Raw genomic sequence first — 17,701 nt, 5'->3', positions numbered from 1 at the left:
CAGGCAAACCCTTTGGGCCACCTTCAGGTCGAGCGCAGTTAACGCAACAAGCGCCCGACTGTCGGGGAGCCCCAAAGAGGACTTCCCGACGTCGGGCGCTGGAGGTGGTCTGCCAGGTGCAGCGTCAGCGTGAGGTCGGCCAGCCTGTGTACGACTCCGCGAGGTACGCCTTGGCGTGCTCCGAGGTCACCACGGAGTGGAGTTCGCCAAGCTGGCGGGCGCGGTCGAACTCGCCGGCGCCGGGCACGGTGTGCAGCATGGATGTCATCCAGTAGGAGAAGTGCTGCGCCTTCCATACCCGCTCCAACGCCCGGTCACTATAGGAGTCCAGCAGCGTGGTTGAGCCGTTGGAGTAGAACGAGTCGAGACCTTCAAAGAGCACCTTGACGTCGTGGATGGCCAGGTTGAGGCCCTTGGCACCCGTCGGCGGCACGGTGTGTGCCGCATCGCCGGCAAGGAACAGGTTTCCGTGACGCATGGGGGTATGGACGAAGCTGCGGAAGGGCAGGACCATCTTTTCGAGGACCGGTCCCTCCTTGAGCTCGAAGCCGTTGCCGTTGACGCGCTTGCGGAACTCGGACCAGATGCGTTCGTCGTCCCAGTCGGCAACGTTCTCTTTGGGGTCGCACTGGAAGTACATGCGCTGAACGGTCTCGGTGCGCTGGCTGATCAGGGCGAAACCGTTGTTCGAGTTCGCGTAGATCAGCTCGTCTGAGCTGCGTGGGGCTTCGGCAAGGATGCCGAACCACGCAAACGGATATTCGTGGAAGTACCACTTGCGGTTCGCTTCAGGAATCTGGAAGCGGCAGTGGCTGCGGGATCCGTCGGCGCCAACGAGGAAGTCGGCCTGAATCTCGAATTCCTGCCCGTCGGCATTGGTGAACCAGACCTTCGGCTTGCCTTCGAGGTCGTGCACAGTGGTGTCCGTGACGCTGTAGTGGACGGCGCCGCCGTCGGCTTCGCGTCGGGCGGCCAGGTCCATGAAAACGTCCGTCTGCGGGTAGAGCCACACGGATTCGCCGACCAGTTCCTTGAAGTTGATGCGGTGGCTTTCACCGTTGAAGCGCAGTTCGATGCCGTCGTGCCGGTCGCCTTCGCGGAGCACTCGGTCCGACACCCCCGAGTCGACCAGCAGGTTCACCGTGCCGTGCTCCAGGATGCCGGCCCGTACGGTTTCCTGGATGTCCTTGCGGCTGCGGATTTCCACCACCACGGACTCGATGCCCTGCTTGGCCAGAAGGTGGGAGAGCATGAGGCCCGCGGGGCCGGCCCCCATAATGGCCACTTGGGTCTTGATGGGCGTGCGTGCCATGGTTGTTCCTCGCTTCGTTGCGGATCCCGGCGCTTCGGCCAGGGCTGTATTGGTCTGGCATCAGTCTGTCCCCATAGGCGTGATGACCGTTACAGCAATTCCGTTCAACGGAAGCCGACAGCTAGGCGAGCTGGCGTCCGATTCCGCGGGCCGCAGTCTGAAGGGCCGGAACCAGCGCTTGGAGCCGCATCTCGGCAAGGGGCACTACGACCCCCAACGCGGCAACCGTCTTCCGCTTACCGTTCATCACGGGTACGGCGATGCCCCAAGTATCCGGATCCACGACGCCAGCCAGCTGCGCATACCCCTGCTGGGCGGCCTCGGCCAGCAGGTGGCGTACGACGTCGGCACTCACCTTCCCGGCCGGGTCGTGGAACTGCCGGAGGTACTCGGCCTGCATCTCCCGCGACTGGTGGGACATCAGGGCCAGGCCAGCTGAGGAAATGTGTACGGGCATGCGACCTGCGATTTGTGCGCGGTTGGCCACCGATCCGCGACGGGAGAGCCGTTCAACAAAAAGCGCCTCCCAGCCATCGAGCACAGCAAGGTTCACGTTCTGGTTGAGGACCTGCTGAATATCCTCCATGAACGGCATTGCCGCCTGGCGGAGGGCCAGCGTGGGTGAATTTCGATTGACGAGTTCCCAGAGCCGCAAGCCCAGGCTGACGGTTCCGCCCGCCCCCAGGTCGAGGAGCCCGTGGTGGGAAAGCTGACGGATCAGCCGGTGGGCCGATGACAAAGGGAGCTCAGCCCGGTCGGCCAGCTCCGTCAGCTGAAGAGTGGTGACACCTTCAGGGAATGCCTCGATGACCCGCACGACCCGGTCCACCACGGAATCGCCGGATGCGGAGTTAGCCACGATGCCATCCTCATTTGGAGCGTCCTTGAGAAAAAGCACGGAGGTGCCTTCATTCAATGGTAGAACGTGTGCCAGGCAACACGCGACGGTGATACAACTCTCATACCCGAAAGGCCGCGCCGCTGGCCCGGGACCATCACCAAGACGCACTGCCCAGACGTACCGAGGACGCTATGCCAACGATGCCATCTGCCCACCGATCTCAATGGCCCGTGTGGCTGTGCTGGCTAGCCATGGTGCTGGACGGCTTCGACCTGGTGGTCCTGGGAACCGTCATACCCACACTCATCAAGACCGGGGAGTTGGGATTCGATGCAGTCGGAGCCACCTTCGCCGCCACCATCTCCTTGGTGGGCGTAGGACTTGGCGCACTGTTCATTGCACCCCTCTCCGACACGTTCGGCCGCCGCAAGCTGCTGATCGCGTGCGTTGCCGGTTTCTCAATCTTCACCATTGGGGTCGCGTTCGCACCGAACGTTGCAGTGTTCTCGGTGTTGCGCCTTCTCGCCGGGCTGGGACTGGGCGCATGCCTTCCCGCAGCCTTGGCCTACATGAACGACTACGCGCCAGCGGGTTCAGCAGGAAAGTCCACCACCCGGACCATGACTGGCTACCACGTTGGTGCCGTCGCCACCGCTTTGCTGGCAATCCTGATCGTTCCGAACTGGCGGCTCATGTTCATCATCGGCGGCGCTGCCGGGCTGGTTCTCCTGCCGTTCCTTTGGGCCAAGCTGCCCGAGTCACTGCCCGAAGCCGCCCCCGGTGCGTCCAGCCAGCCCACCAAGGCGCCTGCCGCCGTCGTGCCTTCTGCTAAAAGCAGCCAAACCGCACCCAAGACCGGGTTCCGCGACCTGTTGCAGAAGCCGTACCCCCTGGTTGCGGTTGGCATCGGCATCGCGTCGTTCATGGGCTTGTTGTTGGTTTACGGGCTGAACACCTGGCTTCCGCAGCTGATGGCTGCCGCCGGGTACCCGGTCAGCACCGGACTGACGCTGCTGCTGGTCCTTAATCTGGGCGCTGTAGCAGGCCTGTTCCTGGCCGGATTCCTCGCCGACAAGCACGGTACCAAGAAGATTGTTTTGCTGTGGTTTGGACTGTCCGCAGTGCTGCTGGCGATCCTCAGCGTCAAGATCCCGAACGAATTCCTGCTCAATGCCGCCGTCTTCGTAACCGGCATTTTCGTTTTCAGCTCCCAGGTCCTCGTTTATGCGTGGGTCAGCCAGTTGTTCCCGCCACGGCTCAGGGGAACTGCGCTGGGCTTCGCCGCCGGCGTCGGCAGGCTCGGCGCAATCGTCGGCCCGGCAGTGACGGGAACATTGGTTGCCGCCAACATCGCCTACCCTGCTGGCTTCTATGTCTTCGCGATCGCCGGCCTGCTGGCCGTTGCCGCCTTGGTCCTGGTGCCCCGCGAAGTCAAAACCGCCGTCGCAAACGTGCTCGCCGGACGCTAACCCCACGACGGCGTTCGGGGAGCGCGGTGGAGTTCCTCAGGATCCTTCCCAGCAGCATGGAGAGATAGGTCGAGAGAAAACGGAGCGCCGGCCGGGAGTCGCCCAACTCCTCGGCCGGCGCCTGCGTCTTGCACCGTTCCAGGGCAGGAGCACCCCGTCCCTCACTTACCGCTGGCCGCCTGCGGCACCGCGGCGCCCTTCGGCGTCGTCTTGTTGCCGTCCTTGGTCCAGATGGAGGCGAGCATACCGATGACCAGGATCGCCGGTGCGCCGTACATCAGGATGTTCCGGACCATCGGTTCGCGGAGTGCACGGATTGCGTTGCCGACGTACGGGATGGTTGCGACCTGCTTGTCCACGGTCTTGCCCTGCAAGGTGGCGATCCAGGGGTCGATGCCGTTGTTGGCGTCGCCCTTGGTCTGCACAGCTACGCCGCCATCGGCCGTAGCGGTGATTTCGGTGATGCGGTGGGTTTCCACCCGCTGATCTTCGACCGGGATGTGGTAGGTGATGATGTCGCCCACCTTGACGTCCGCGATAGGAGTCGGAACCGTCACGACGACGTCGCCCGGGTTGATCAGCGGTGCCATGGACCCGGTCAGCATGGTGGAAGTCTGGTACCCCAGGACCCGCGGGCCGATGGCTAGGAACAGGAAAACCAGCGCCGCCAGGACCAGCATGCCAACGCCGACGGACTTAACAGCCAGGCTTGTGATCCGGCGGAACGTGCTCCGTTCACCGGCGGGGACGGTTGTGGCCGCTGCGGGCTGCTTCACAGCGGCGGTCTTTGGGGATGGTGCAGGCTTTGAAGCGGCGGAACGCCGGCCGCGAAGGGCGGGGGTGGTGATGGTGCTCAGTGCGCTCATTGTCCTGGCGTTCCTTCCGGGAGGGGTTGTTGTTCTGCTTCTAGTCTGCAGGGCGTGGCTCAGGCTTACTGCGGAAATTCCTCAAGTCTGGCTCAGGAAAAACCCGGCGGGCCTGATCAGGCAGGGGGGTGGCCGATCAGGCCCGGCGGAGTCTGGTGCGGCCCCCTTCCGACCCCCTCTCGGGGCCTTCGTGGGGCCTTCGCGGGGCCTTCGTGGGGCCTTCGCGGGGCCTTCTCGGGACCTTCGCGGGGCCGTGGTGATTACTTGGTGGTTTGCGTGCGCTGGGTGCCGGTGAAGGAGAACCCGACGGTGGAGGTGGCGCCCTGGAAGGTGTTGTCCGCGGTGGCGGGCAAAGCGGTGGTGACTTTGAGGTTGTCGGTCTTGGTGCTCGTCAGGGACGTCAGGTTGTTCAGGACACTGTTCGCGGCGATGACCGGGCCTGAGGCCAGGACGGTGGTCTTGGTGCCGGCGCAGGTGTAGGGAGCGGTGGCGCCGGTCCAGGCAACGGAGCAGTTTTCGATGGTCAGCTGCAGGCCGTTGGTGGTGTCGGTGGTGAGCAGGGATCCGGTGGCACCGGCGGAGGTGGTGAGGGTGACGTTGTTCAGGTCGGAGTTGCCGGTGTTGGCCAGGGTGACGAGCTTTTCGACTTTGTCCCCGGGCAGCAGGCCCGCGACGGGGACGTTGAGGGTGTTGTTGGCGCCGGTGCCCAGGGCGATGGTGACGGTTCCTGCGGTGACGGCCTGTGAGGCGGAGGTCGAGGAGGTGAACGCGCCGTAGGTTCCCATGCCGGCGACGGCGGCTGCGGTGCCGACCAGTGCGACGGAAGCGAGGATCTTGCCGGAGGTGGTCTTGAGGCTGATGGCCATGGGAATCAGTGTCCTTTCGGTAGGCCACCGTGAGACCGGCCGGCCGTTCTTCGTTCCAGCCTCTCTGGCTGACAAGAACTACTGTGCAGGGCCACCCTCAAGAACCAATCCTGCAAACCCGCAACAGTCCCTCAGGAAAACCTCAAGACTTTTTACAGTTTCTAAGGTTCCTTATGAAACACTGCTTGATGCATATGGACCGGCGATGAAAGGGCAAGTCAATGCCGATGTGGTTACAGGCCCTGCTGTGGGGGACGCTGGCAGGCGGGGCGTTGGTTCTTGGCGCTGGTGTGGCGTGGATGTGGAAAGTGCCCGCCAAGGTGGTTTCCACTGTCATGGCCTTCGGCGCCGGGGTCCTGATTTCCGCACTCGCCTTCGAACTGGTGGACGAGGCCGTGAACGGCGGAGGGTTGCTCCCCACGGTCCTCGGCTTCCTTCTGGGGGCACTGATCTTTGTTGGGTCCAACGTTCTCCTGGCCCGGGCGGGGGCGAAGCACAGGAAGCGCTCCAGTGAGCCCCAACCCACCGAGAAGGATTCCCCGGGCAGCGGTACGGCCATCGCCGTGGGCGCGCTCATCGACGGCATCCCCGAATCCGTGGTCCTTGGCGTGGGGCTGTTGGCCGGTGGCGCCGTCAGTCCGGCGATGCTTGCCGCCGTCTTCATCTCCAATGTCCCCGAAGGCCTGTCCAGCACGGCCGGCATGAAGAAGTCCGGCCGCAGCCCCGCTTACGTGTTTGGAACCTGGGTTGGCATCGCAGTCTTCAGCGGACTTGCGGCCCTAGTGGGGTACGCCGCCCTTGAGGACGCGCCTGAATCGGTAATCGCCTTCATTACAGCCATTGCGGCCGGCGGCATCCTGGCGATGCTGGCAGACACGATGATTCCCGAGGCGTTCGAGGAGCACCACAACATGACCGGCCTGACGGCCGCCGTCGGATTCCTTAGCGCCTTCACGATCCACCACATCGGGGGCTGACCTCCGGACGCAACCCGGCCGCCTCCCGGCCTCAGGCAGGCAGCAGTCCAAGCAACGGTACGGCTACCGCCGTCGATACCGCCATGGCTGCAGTGTTGCCAACGACAGGGTGGAAGTCCGCGGGGAGCTTTGCGGAGAAAACCCGGGCCAGCGGCGGGGCCAGTACAGCGCCCAGGATCGCCCCGCCCACAACGCCAAAAAAGGAACCACCGGTGGCGAGGACGGCCGCCGGGGCGACGGACACCACGGACGCATACGTCGCAGCCCAGCCGCCATCCAGGTACCAGCCCCGCCAAAGGACCACGCCGATGGCGGAGGTAAGTGCTTGCGCAAAGAGGATGTGCGGAAGCAGGCCGGACCCGTAGGACGGCAACCCAGGATTAAGGACATGCGCCACTACAGCCCCGGAAAGCATGCCGACGCTGGCGAACCCCTTGGCGATGAAGTGCGTCTCCGTGAAGTCTCTGATGACCCGTCGCGCAGCCCACAGGGCTTCCCCGAGGAGCGACTGGTTAAAGCCCGACGCCGGCAGGTTCCGTTCCGCGCCGAGGTCCGGCTCGCGCTCGCGCAGGACAAGCCAGGGCAACCGTCGTGCGACCAGGAAAGAGAGAATGGACCCCCCGGACATCGCCAGGACGTTTGCCACCACGGGCGGCAGGCCAAGGGGGTTGGCGAGGATGGGGATGAATATCAACGCCAAGGGCGTGACGGTGGCCGCACCGAGCACGGCGCCCGTGAGGCACGTTTGCCACCCGGCCCCGTAGAGGATCACCACGGCCGGAGCCACGCAAACGAAAGGCACGAACGTTGGCTGCCACCCGTCGTCGAGCAACCATCCGAACGCCACGTTGGACAGCAGCAAACTCAGCGAAGCCGACGCAAGAATCCAGGGACCCAGGCTCTCCCGCCGCCCGACGCGGCCCTGTCGGCGGCCGACCCACCGGGCCAACCCTGCTCCCGCCAACAGCCCCAGGGCTGCGAGGTCGGACTTGTAGAAGAGCGGCTCCGTCATGTCCCCCAGGAACCACCTTGCAGCAGCCGCCGGGGAATCCGCGGCCGCTTGGGCCCAGCCGGAGTAACCGGGGCCAACATACGGGGATTGCTGCCCCAAGCCATGCAGGACCACAGCGACGATGCCCATGATGCCGGCGACTCCGAAGGCGCCCAAGGCTGTCCCGAGGGTGCCTGGTTTGGGGCTCTGTCCCGGCGGACCTTTGATGGCGGCGGCTGAAGAGTACATCGTTGGCCCTTAGCGTGCGGTGGGTGGTGACGTCGAGCAGCGTAGCGGAGGGCCCGGGGCCACACCCAGCCGGGGCCTGGCTGGGGGATATATGACCGGCCGCGGTCAGAAAAGCGCCGTGCATGGCCCCTCAACAGGCGGCCCTCAAAAGGGGGAAGATCAAAGGGGACACTCAAAAGGGCCCCTCAAACTCAAAGGGCCCCTTAAAACCAGAAAGCCCCGGCGCCTGCGTCGTGAAACGCGGCGTCGGGGCCTCCCTTGCTGTCAGTCGATTACGCCTTCTTGCGCGTGAGCAGGCCCCAGATGGCCAGGACGATCAGTGCGCCCACGATGGCCAGCAACCAGGTGGACAGCGACCAGAACTCGTTGATGCCAACGTTGAAGAGCGCGCTGCCGATCCATCCACCCAGGATGGCGCCAACGATGCCCAGGAGCAGGGTAGCGATCCAGCCGCCACCCTGACGGCCCGGCATGATGGCCTTGGCAATAGCGCCGGCGATCAGACCCAGAATAATCCAGCCAATGATTCCCATTATTTATCTCTCTTTCGTGATGAGGTCCCAGTTCGGCATGAGAGCGCACGCCGCTATCGACCTGATTGTTGGCTACCAGCCGAGCCGTCGGAGCATACCGACAACGTGGCTGGCAGACGGTCTACCCGCCGGGTCGGGGTCTGTCATGGCATGAAGCACCATGGACCATCGCCGCCTGACCGTTCCGGGAATTCGTGGTTCGCCCAGGGTCCTCGCAACCATGGACTCAAGGGGAGGGCCGGGAAAGGCTTTTGTTCCCGTGAGGCATTCGAGGGCAACCAGGCCCAACGAATAGATGTCACTGGCAGCAGTTGAGGTGCCTCCACAGACTTCTTCCGGACTCAGATAGTGCGGCGTCCCGGAGGAGGAGCTCGGCGCAGGATGCCGCCCATTGAGTGCGATGCCGAAATCGGTCAGCTTGGCCACTCCTGCGCCGCCCTGATCGCCGGCGAAATCCACCAGGATGTTGCCGGGCTTGATGTCATTGTGGACAATCCCGCGCCGGTGCAGGAACGCCAATGCCCTTGCGATCCCGGTCATCCACCCAACGGTCTGAACCGGCGTGGCTGGCCCTTCCTCAAGGAGGGTCCGCAGGTCCTGGCCCCGCACAAGTTCCATCACCAGGTAGTTGTGGGCGCCTTGAACGTCGTCGCCCTCGGTGCTTCCGGAGGACACCACCCTGGCGATGTTCTTGTGGCGCAAAGGGCCATGGATGTCCAGTTCGCGTCGAAAGGGAGCGTCCTTGGCTGTGGTCCTGAAGATCTTGACGGCCACAGTGGTGCCTGACTCCAGGTCCCGGGCTTCCTTGACGTAGGCCTCGGATCCCCCGCCCAGCTGCTTGCCCAGCCGATATCGTCCTCCAAGGATCACGTCGGAAGGGGCGGCCCCGCGATCAGCGCGGTCGGCCGCCGTCTCCATGAGCGTCATTGGAGCAGTGATTCAATCTCGGCAGCAGGCACACCTGCCACCTCGGCGAGGGCGACGGGGTCCACTCCTGCATCGACTGCCCTCTTGAAGGCGAGCGCCAGGGTGTTCTGGGAGATTGCCAGCTCATGTTGCAGGCTCTGGCGACGAAGGGCGGCGATCCAGACGCCACTCACCGGATCTATGGCGTCGATGTCCATCCGGAAGCCGCAACCGCAGGCCCACTCGGGCCAGATCGGTTCGACGGAAACCCACTGCATGGCATCGTGGGCCGGGCCAGCGGAAATCGCCATGCGTGAACCGCAATGTACGGGGCCTGCCGGGATGACCTGGTCAGTGATGACGTCAACGTCATCGTGGACGACGGGGGTGGAACTCGGTTCACGCAGCACGATTGTCATCGCTTGCCCACACATTCCCTAGTAAGTAGCTTGGCTATCTAGTTATATGTGTACTTATCAATAATGTCCAACTCAGCTTCAGGAGGAGACGCTGTCGATCGCCTTGCGCATACGCCGAAGGAACTCAACCACCACCGCGGAGTCTTTGCTGCTCAGCGTTTCGGCGGCTTCCATCATGCGCGAATGCATGTCGCCCAAGGTGCTGCGGACCTCCTGTTCCGACCCCGGCGTCGGGCGGAGAATGAGGGCTCGACGATCAGTCGGGTGGGGCTCTCGGGTAACGTAGCCGGACCTCACCAGGCGGTCCACCAAGGACGTCATGGAGGCCGAGGTCACCCCAAGCCGTACCGCCAACTCCTTCGGGCCCACCTCCCGGCCGGCACGCTCGGCTTCAAGCAGGTACCGCAACGCCATCAGGTCGGTCTCCCCCATGCCCATCGAGGCGCGCGTTCGCCGCCGCATGTCAGCTTCGGCCGTCCGGTAGTCCCTGAGTGCGTTCAGGACGTCCACGGCGCCCATCTGCTTACGGCTCTCCAGCCCGTACCAATATCCCTTGCGTTCATCCTTGTCGCTCACACCAGTCCTTTGGTAGACATGTATCTTGATTGTCTAACCAATTGATACTAGTCCATGAAGCGAAGATCCCGGACTACCGTTCGCTGAACGAGACTTGGCGCAGCCGTACACGTCGCCACACTGCCGGGGCCACCACGACTGCAACACCGACGGCGGCACCTATGACGGTCTCGATGATCCGGTCCCGGAGGAGCAGACTCGGGTCCACCGGCGCGGCGAGGAGCGTGGCAATCAAGGCAAGCGGGGTGACGAAGAGCTGTGCGATGAAATACTGCCGGGCAATGAACATCTCGGCCCCGAACTGGCACGCCGCTATGACCAGGACCATGGCCCACGGAGCCGGATTGAGCCACAGGATGCCTGCCAGGAGCACCAGGCCAAGCACCGTTCCCGCGATCCTTTGGATGCCCCGGCTCACCCGATGCCGGGTGGAATGGCCCACCAGCGGCACCACGGCTGCCACCATGGCCCAGTACGTGTGGCCAAAGCCAAGCTGTTGGCCCACCAGCGTCGCCAAGGTCCCCGCGAGCCCGGCCGCTACCAGGTATCCACCTCCTTCAAGCCAGATGGCCCGCAGTTCGGCAGGCGTGTGCCGGATGCGCGGCGGTTTCTTCCATGGCGTCCGGTGGCTTTTGACCACGCGGGACGACATCCCTACCAACAGGCAGAAAACCGTGGTCAGGATTGCCACCAGCATTGCCTCCCACAGAGGCGGTTGCGTGGGTATCGAAGCGATCGCGGCAAAAGCAAAAATGTGAAAGAGGGAGCCGCCGGGGCGGAGTCGCCAGGCAGCTACCACTACGGAGCAGGCGCCGGCCACGATGGTGGTCGCAACGATCAGGAGCCAGGAATACGAGTTGGCGTCCAGGCCCCACGCATGCTCCCCACGGGCCAACAACGTGGCGCAAAGGATGATGAAAAGCATGAAGCCGCCAGCCCGGAGTTGGCTGCGGAAACGGACGCTGTGCGGTTCATTGCGCCCATAGATTCCGGTGAAGGCCCCAAACGACGCAAACACGGCCAGATCCAGCCGCCCCAGCAGCGTCAAAACGATCAGCGGCACGAACACCCCTACGGCGCAGCGTAGGGCGGGATGGTGGTCCTTGTTCCCCGGACCCATCGTGAACATTTCCGCTACAGCCTTCAAAGGGCGGCTCGCCTTTCGTCGCAGGATCAAACGTACGACGGCGGCACTGGCGTCCGCTTCAAGGTTACGCTCCGAGCGCTGGGCTACCCGGGGATCAGGCACAGATAGTGCCCCTCATCACGCTGAGGGGCACTATCTGTGACGTACTGCGTTGGATCGATGGAGGGATCAGAAACGGGAGGGTGTGCCGCTGACTCCGCCGGGGACAACCGGGTTCGTTGCGATGTCCGTGATGTTCGTTGCCGGGGTGTAGACGGGGACGGCGTTCGCGAGTCCCGTGGTTCCACTACCGCTCGCTGTGCCCAGCGTGATGACGATGGTGCCGTTACCATCCCAAGCCACGGTGGACATGTTGCCGCCCTGGCCGTTTCCGGAGAAGGTCAGGTCCTTTGTGGTGTAGCTTGCGCCGAGGTAGACACTTCCCAGATTGACGGTGCAGGCGGTGCTGGTCACGGTGAGGTTGCTGTCCGCGTCAACCTTTACCGTAACGACTCCATTGCCGGTCAAAGTCGCCGGTGCGTTGGCCCAGGTGTTGCACATCGAGCTTCCACTGAGACGCTCAGAGAACGTCAGTGTCACCTTGTCACCCTTGTCCACGGTCCCCGCAGTCCCACCGTTGGTCAACAGCACTCCCGTGACCGTGGGAGACGAAACGTCCTTGGTTGATGTCGCCGTGCCCGCCGGTCCCGTATTGCCCGCCGCGTCAGTTGCCTTGGCGGAGAAGGTGATGGTGCCCGGGTTGTAAGCACTGAGGTTCAACGGCGCAGCGTTCCAGTTACCGGCCCCGGAGGTGGTGATGTTTTGGGTGATTGCTGCGGCCCCGCTGCCTGTGACAGTGAGGACCACTGTTGAATTGGCTTCCGCGGTGCCACCAACAGGAACGTTGGTGACGTTGCCCTGATGTACGTAGGTCGGAGCCGTCACCACGGGAGCAAGGGGCGGAGTGGTGTCGGTGACCGGGGTGGTACCAACGCTTCGTGTGCTTTCAGTGCCCTGCCAGAGGGAGAGCATCGGCGTCACAGAGTAGTACCAGGTCCCCGCAGGAACATTGCTTTCAATGCAACTTAGTCCTGCGACGCTGGAGCCGCAGCCACCGGTCGCTGGCACCTTGGTTCCGCCGGTTGCTGTTCCATAGCGGGCGATGCTGTAGCCGCCCACGGGCCGGCCTGCCGCCGTCGTACTGGCCGCCCAGGAGACGGTGACGTTGGCGCCTGAAACTGCGGTGGTGGGCTTGGCTCCTTGGGCTACGGCGTCGGCTACTGATGCGCCGGAACCAGTGCCTACGGAACCCCAGAATGCACTGGCTGCCGGGCCGCCCCACGAGACGAGGAGGATTCCCGCCATCACCAGGGCAAGGCGGTTCCACTTGCCGAAGGCAGTGACAGGGACTGTGCGTTTCCGGTTCACTTTCGTACCTCCAACGTGACGGGAACGCCGAATTGGGCTCCTTGGCAGGCCGACATGGAGGTGACGTCCATCTTTGCGGCGCCTTGCAGCGTGAGCAGGATTGAGCTGCTCGCGGGAATAGTGACCGTCGGCGTCAGCGGTGCCGCGGGTGGCGTGAAGGTAACGCCGGTGGTGGTGCAGCCGGAGTGGCTGGAATCGGCGGTCACGGGGCCGTTGCCGGAGACTCCGTAGATGGTCACCGGGTGAGGGTTGGGGTTGCTGGCCCTCAGGATGACGTCGGCGGTTCCACCGGGCACCAAGCTGGTTTGCAGGGTATCGCCCGCGACGAGGGCGCTCACCGTAACGGTCTGCATGGTGCCGTTGGTTGCTGCGCCGGATCCAGCCCCGGTAGTCGCCCAGTAGGCGTAGGCGGAGCCGGCACCGCCCAGGAGGCAAAGCGCTACGGTGGCCGCTGCCGTTCGTGCAAGGCGCCCCGTGCTGGGGGTGCGGGGGATTCGGACTGTCGTCTTCATGTCAGTTCGCCTGTCCCGTGCCTGTGTAGGTGAGCTGGAGGGTCGCGCCTTTGCAACCGTCCTGCAGTTTGTTGGTGTCGAGCATCTTGATCTGGGGCCACTTGGCTTGGGCCACGCCAAGGCCTGACAGGGAGCGGGTGCCCGGTTCCACGGTCAATGGGTACGCCCCCGAGTACTGGGTGACTTGGTAGTCCGCCGTCGTACACGGCAGGTTGGCCGCCACGGCTGCCGGTGTCCGGACCACCTGGCTGATCACCACGGACAGGTCCGTCACCGCGATGCTCTTGTTCTGCGGGTTGGAGATCTGGAGGTCCACAGCGCGGGAAATGCCCGGGGCCAGAAGCCCGTTCACCGTCCCCGTCACCCCGAAAGTGCGTTTAACTTCCAGCACCTGCAACTGGCCGGGCGCCGCGTTCGACACCGTTGCTCCGCTGGTTCCCTTGACAGTGAAATCCGTCTTGTTCGCCGGAGTGGTAGTCGCGGTGGATACGGTCAGGGTCGTCTGGGCAGTGCTCCCTGATGTGAGGTTAACCGACGACGGCGCGGCGCTGGCTGCCGCTCCAGCCGGCAGTCCGGTCACGGTGAACGTCACCGGACCAGTGAAGCCCCCCGTTGAGGTGGCGGACACCGTGAAGGTTGCGGACTGTCCTTGGTCCACGGTGCGGCTTGAGGGGGACAGCGTGACAGTGATCCCCTTGACGCTGGCTGCGGCGTTGCCCTGGCTATTGCCCTGCCCGTTGCTCGCTGCCAGGGCCGCAACGGGTACCACGGCCACCACCAGTGCAAGCAGCAGGGCACGGAGTGGGATTCCTGCTCGCTGGAACGGTGCGGTGCGCTCTGGCCGGTGGTCCATGGAGGCTCTTTTCGGACGATTGCTTGGGGCGTTGGAGGCGTTGAGGTGCAAAGGTGAGCCGGGGGCCGTCGTGTGAAACGTGGCCCCCGGCTCGTGACGGCCTAGAGGCTGCCGACGTTGACCGTGACGATCGCGGACTTGCAGGCGTCCTGGTTGACGGCATTGTCATTGAACTTCAGGACGCCGCTGCCTACGGAAGTTCCGGTGGCGCCTGCTGCGACGGGGCTGTTGGTCGTTACAGCGGTGACCTCGAACCATGCGGGAAGGCAGCCCGCCACGTTGGTGGTCACATTCGCGCTGAGGGCACCCACCACGGTGCTGGACGTCGTCGAGTTGTCCGCGGTGTAGGAAACCGGGACGGAGTTGCCCGGAGCGAGTCCGCCTGCGAAGGTCGCGTGAAGGGTGACGGTACCGCCACCGGCCGAGTTGGTTGCCGCGCCGCTGCCCGAACCTGTGGTGGTCCAGTAGGCGTAGGCAGCTCCGCCACCCACCGCCACCAACGCGACGCCTGCGACTGCGGCGGTGACCCGGCTCTTCTTGGAAAGTTTGCGCATGATGTAGCTCCTTGGTTGATCGGTTTCGGGAGCCGCTGGGCAACCCCCACCATCCGGCCGAGGGTGGCGGATGAAGCGATGTCACCCATGCTTCATGCCGCACACGCCCCGCGGCTACGATCCGGTGTACGCCTCTTTTTCATCCGAACATCGGCCCCGGAATACCCACACGAGCCATGCAGGTACTCAGTTTTCAGTGGTGAACTACTTGCTGTCCCTCGCGCGATCGCTGGCAGCGCAAGGGACAGGTACCTGCTTCCGGGGGCCGCTGTCCACAGTGCGGACAGGCGCCCTGACGCCTCTTTGGGAAGCCGCTTAAGCGTGGGTGCGCAAACTTTGTGGCTGTCTTGAGCAAAAACTGCGCTGGTGTTCGAACCTTTTTCTTCGCTGGCGCGACACTACTCCCCTATGTCACGGCATTAAATAGCCACGACGGGTGCCGGCAAGGGAGCGCGTCCGGGGGGGGTTAGCTGTGGGCTGCGAGGATGGTGGAGGCTTCCTGGCGGGTGGTGCCGGAGGACTCGATGTGGGCCAGGGCGGCGGGGATTTCCCAGCCTTTCTTGCGCATCGCGGTGGCCCACAGACGCCCGGCACGGTAGGAGGAGCGGACCAGCGGGCCGGACATGACGCCGAGGAAGCCGATCTCCTCGGCCTCGTGCTGCAGGTCCACGAACTCCTGCGGCTTGACCCACCGGTCCACCGGAAGGTGCCGTTCGGAAGGGCGCAGGTACTGGGTGATCGTGATCAGGTCACACCCGGCGGCGTGCAGGTCACGCAGGGCCTCGGAAATCTCCTCACGGGTCTCGCCCATGCCCAGGATCAGGTTGGACTTGGTCACCATGCCCAGATCCCGGCCCTGCGTGATGACATCCAGCGACCGCTCATACCGGAACGCCGGCCGGATCCGCTTGAAAATCCTCGGCACCGTCTCGACGTTGTGCGCGAACACCTCGGGCTTGGAATCACAGATCGCCGCGATGTGCTCGGGCTTGCCGGAGAAGTCCGGGATCAGCAACTCCACCCCGGTGCCCGGGTTCAGTTCGTGGATCTTCCGCACCGTTTCGGCGTACAACCACACACCCTCATCGGCCAGGTCGTCACGGGCCACACCGGTCACCGTGGCGTACCGCAACTGCATGGCCTGCACCGAGCGGGCCACCTTCGTGGGTTCGAACATGTCCACCGGGGAAGGTTTGCCGGTATCGATCTGGCAGAAATCACAGCGGCGGGTACACTCGGACCCGCCGATCAGGAACGTCGCTTCCTTGTCTTCCCAGCACTCGAAAATGTTCGGGCAGCCGGCCTCTTCACAGACCGTGTGCAGGCCTTCCTTCTTCACCAGGTTCTTGAGCTGAACGAACTCAGGACCCATCTGGACCTTGGCCTTGATCCACTCAGGCTTACGTTCAACCGGTACCGCCGAGTTACGCTGCTCAACGCGCAGCAACTTACGGCCTTCAGGTGCGAGTGTCATGACGTTCCTTCGTTCTTGGGTTTCAATCTTCTTGCGGCAGTGCGTTGCGGGGCCTGCTCTGCGTGCTTTGCCTGGGTTTTAGGCGGCAAAGCAGGCCTCACAACGGGCGTTTTTCAGCATTCGACGACGTTGACGGCGAGGCCGCCCATCGCTGTTTCTTTGTATTTGTGGGACATGTCCTTGCCCGTTTCACGCATGGTCACGATCACCTCGTCCAACGAGACCCGGTGCGTCCCGTCACCCCACAACGCCATCTTCGCCGCGTTGATCGCCTTCGCCGCAGCGATCGCGTTCCGCTCAATACAAGGAATCTGCACCAACCCGCCAATCGGATCACACGTCAACCCCAGATTATGTTCCATCGCGATCTCCGCCGCGTTCTCCACCTGACCCGGGGAACCACCCATCACCTCAGCCAACCCCGCAGCAGCCATCGACGACGCCGACCCCACCTCACCCTGACAACCCACCTCAGCACCCGAAATCGAGGCCTGCTCCTTATACAACACACCCACCGCACCGGCAGCGAGCAGGAACTTCACCACCACATCATCCCGGTCCTGCTGAGTGGCCTTGTCCATGCCCGGGGCGTAATTCAACGCGTAATACAACACCGCCGGAATAATCCCCGCAGCACCATTGGTCGGAGCCGTCACCACCCGCCCACCGGAAGCGTTCTCCTCATTGACCGCCAACGCGATCAGGTTCACCCACTCCTGCCAGTACTTCGGATCGTTCCGGTCCTTGTCCTCCTTCAGGAGCCGCTCCAACCAATCCGGCGCACGACGACGGACCTTCAACCCACCCGGCAACACACCCTCACGCTTCAACGAGGTCTCAACACAAGCCTCCATCACAGCCCAGATATGCAGCAGACCCTCCCGGATCTCCTCCTCGGACCGGGACGCCCGCTCATTGATGAACATGATGTCGCTGATCCCCAAACTCTTGGACGCACACCGGCCCAACAACTCCGCCGCCGTCCGGAACGGCAACGGCAACTCCTTCTTGGACTCCTCCAACTCCGCCTGCGCCGCGGACTCCTCACCCTCACGGACAATGAACCCACCACCAACCGAGAAAAACGTCGCCTCCTTCAGCACGTTCCCCCCGGCATCGGAGACAGCAAACTTCATCCCGTTCGTATGCCGCGGCAACACCGTCAACGGATGCAACACCATATCCTCCACCGCATACGGCAACAGAACCTCACCGGCGAGGTTGAGCTTCCCCGTCTCCGCAATCGACGCCAACCGTGCCTCCACCTCATCGGGAAGGATCAACTCCGGCTCAAAACCCTCAAGCCCCAACAGGGTCGCAGTGAACGTCCCATGCCCCTTGCCCGTGGCAGCCAAGGAGCCGTAGAGATCAACGCGCAACCCTGCAACAGAGGACAGCACGCCGGATTCACGAAGTTCCCGGGCGAACACCGCCCCGGCACGCATCGGGCCCACCGTATGCGAACTCGACGGACCAATGCCCACGGAGAACAAATCGAAAACACCAACAGCCATAGCCGTGATCCCTTTCAGGGAGGAGAAGAAAACAAACAACAAGGTGGGGCCGGGCCAAATCCCGAGCCAAGGCCGGCCCGGCCCCCGTGGAGGTCCCAGTGCGAACCCCCAAACCCGGTATAGCTGTGTGGCATTCGTTCCCAGCAAATGCCACACCCGGGAGATCATCACGAGCCCACCCCCGGCAGGTGGACCCATTTTCCAAACAAACGAACCCGCTTGTCCGGCCCCCAAA

General features: G+C 63.8%; 18 protein-coding genes. 2 read left to right on the top strand and 16 right to left on the bottom strand.

The window, feature by feature from the left end; translation table 11 throughout:
- Positions 1-124 precede the first annotated feature (124 nt).
- Together ACNQOP_RS07295 and ACNQOP_RS07290 are read right to left on the bottom strand one after the other, a co-directional pair.
- Positions 125-1,312 (bottom strand): 4-hydroxybenzoate 3-monooxygenase, encoded by a 1,188-nt coding sequence (locus ACNQOP_RS07295; RefSeq protein WP_349469293.1) that lies wholly within the window; start codon positions 1,310-1,312, stop codon positions 125-127.
- A gap of 121 nt (positions 1,313-1,433) precedes the next feature.
- Complete coding sequence (locus ACNQOP_RS07290) at positions 1,434-2,171, bottom strand: IclR family transcriptional regulator (protein WP_416403830.1); 738 nt, start codon at positions 2,169-2,171, stop codon at positions 1,434-1,436.
- A gap of 173 nt (positions 2,172-2,344) precedes the next feature.
- Between ACNQOP_RS07290 and ACNQOP_RS07285 the strand changes: the two genes are divergently transcribed.
- Positions 2,345-3,622 (top strand): MFS transporter, encoded by a 1,278-nt coding sequence (locus ACNQOP_RS07285; RefSeq protein WP_416403828.1) that lies wholly within the window; start codon positions 2,345-2,347, stop codon positions 3,620-3,622.
- 161 nt (positions 3,623-3,783) lie between these two features.
- Here ACNQOP_RS07285 and ACNQOP_RS07280 read toward each other — a convergent pair whose 3' ends face one another.
- Positions 3,784-4,488 carry a signal peptidase I gene (locus ACNQOP_RS07280; protein WP_235518543.1) on the bottom strand — a complete coding sequence of 235 codons (705 nt, stop codon included), beginning with the start codon at positions 4,486-4,488 and terminating at the stop codon, positions 3,784-3,786.
- Positions 4,489-4,748: 260 nt separating this feature from the next.
- The gene (locus ACNQOP_RS07275; protein ID WP_416403825.1) at positions 4,749-5,354 is read right to left on the bottom strand and encodes a TasA family protein; all 606 of its coding nucleotides are present in this window, start codon (positions 5,352-5,354) and stop codon (positions 4,749-4,751) included.
- 221 nt (positions 5,355-5,575) lie between these two features.
- Between ACNQOP_RS07275 and ACNQOP_RS07270 the strand changes: the two genes are divergently transcribed.
- Positions 5,576-6,331, top strand: coding sequence for a ZIP family metal transporter (locus ACNQOP_RS07270; protein ID WP_235518540.1), 756 nt, complete (start codon positions 5,576-5,578; stop codon positions 6,329-6,331).
- A 31-nt stretch (positions 6,332-6,362) separates the two neighbouring features.
- Here ACNQOP_RS07270 and ACNQOP_RS07265 read toward each other — a convergent pair whose 3' ends face one another.
- From ACNQOP_RS07265 to ACNQOP_RS07210, 12 genes are all read right to left on the bottom strand, one after another.
- Positions 6,363-7,571: a hypothetical protein gene (locus tag ACNQOP_RS07265; protein WP_416403823.1), complete on the bottom strand. Its 1,209-nt coding sequence runs from the start codon at positions 7,569-7,571 to the stop codon at positions 6,363-6,365.
- A 272-nt stretch (positions 7,572-7,843) separates the two neighbouring features.
- Positions 7,844-8,104 (bottom strand): GlsB/YeaQ/YmgE family stress response membrane protein, encoded by a 261-nt coding sequence (locus ACNQOP_RS07260; RefSeq protein WP_235518535.1) that lies wholly within the window; start codon positions 8,102-8,104, stop codon positions 7,844-7,846.
- Positions 8,105-8,176: 72 nt separating this feature from the next.
- Complete coding sequence (locus ACNQOP_RS07255; protein ID WP_416403820.1) at positions 8,177-9,031, bottom strand: serine/threonine-protein kinase; 855 nt, start codon at positions 9,029-9,031, stop codon at positions 8,177-8,179.
- Entirely contained in the window at positions 9,028-9,429 is a 402-nt protein-coding gene (locus tag ACNQOP_RS07250; RefSeq protein WP_416403818.1) for a hypothetical protein, read from the bottom strand. Before ACNQOP_RS07250 ends, ACNQOP_RS07255 begins: the two co-directional genes overlap by 4 nt.
- A 78-nt stretch (positions 9,430-9,507) precedes the next feature.
- Positions 9,508-10,005 (bottom strand): MarR family winged helix-turn-helix transcriptional regulator, encoded by a 498-nt coding sequence (locus ACNQOP_RS07245; protein WP_235518516.1) that lies wholly within the window; start codon positions 10,003-10,005, stop codon positions 9,508-9,510.
- 73 nt (positions 10,006-10,078) lie between these two features.
- The gene (locus ACNQOP_RS07240) at positions 10,079-11,152 is read right to left on the bottom strand and encodes an FUSC family protein (protein ID WP_416404079.1); all 1,074 of its coding nucleotides are present in this window, start codon (positions 11,150-11,152) and stop codon (positions 10,079-10,081) included.
- 168 nt (positions 11,153-11,320) lie between these two features.
- Positions 11,321-12,559, bottom strand: coding sequence for a hypothetical protein (locus tag ACNQOP_RS07235; RefSeq protein ID WP_416403815.1), 1,239 nt, complete (start codon positions 12,557-12,559; stop codon positions 11,321-11,323).
- Positions 12,556-13,071, bottom strand: a complete 516-nt coding sequence (locus ACNQOP_RS07230) for a hypothetical protein (protein WP_416403813.1) — start codon at positions 13,069-13,071, stop codon at positions 12,556-12,558. Before ACNQOP_RS07230 ends, ACNQOP_RS07235 begins: the two co-directional genes overlap by 4 nt.
- A gap of 1 nt (position 13,072) precedes the next feature.
- The gene (locus ACNQOP_RS07225; protein ID WP_416403811.1) at positions 13,073-13,924 is read right to left on the bottom strand and encodes a hypothetical protein; all 852 of its coding nucleotides are present in this window, start codon (positions 13,922-13,924) and stop codon (positions 13,073-13,075) included.
- 101 nt (positions 13,925-14,025) lie between these two features.
- The gene (locus ACNQOP_RS07220; RefSeq protein WP_284987457.1) at positions 14,026-14,478 is read right to left on the bottom strand and encodes a hypothetical protein; all 453 of its coding nucleotides are present in this window, start codon (positions 14,476-14,478) and stop codon (positions 14,026-14,028) included.
- 466 nt (positions 14,479-14,944) lie between these two features.
- Positions 14,945-15,952, bottom strand: coding sequence for a lipoyl synthase (gene lipA, locus ACNQOP_RS07215; protein ID WP_178995563.1), 1,008 nt, complete (start codon positions 15,950-15,952; stop codon positions 14,945-14,947).
- Positions 15,953-16,065: 113 nt separating this feature from the next.
- A complete protein-coding gene (locus ACNQOP_RS07210; protein ID WP_416403809.1) occupies positions 16,066-17,466 on the bottom strand; it encodes an L-serine ammonia-lyase in 1,401 nt (466 codons plus the stop codon).
- Positions 17,467-17,701: the final 235 nt, after the last annotated feature.

It is taken from the genome of Arthrobacter sp. LFS091 (assembly GCF_047977885.1).
Lineage (GTDB): Bacteria > Actinomycetota > Actinomycetes > Actinomycetales > Micrococcaceae > Arthrobacter.
Note: the sequence above shows the minus strand (reverse complement) of the source record. Positions and strands in the feature narration are given on the sequence as shown.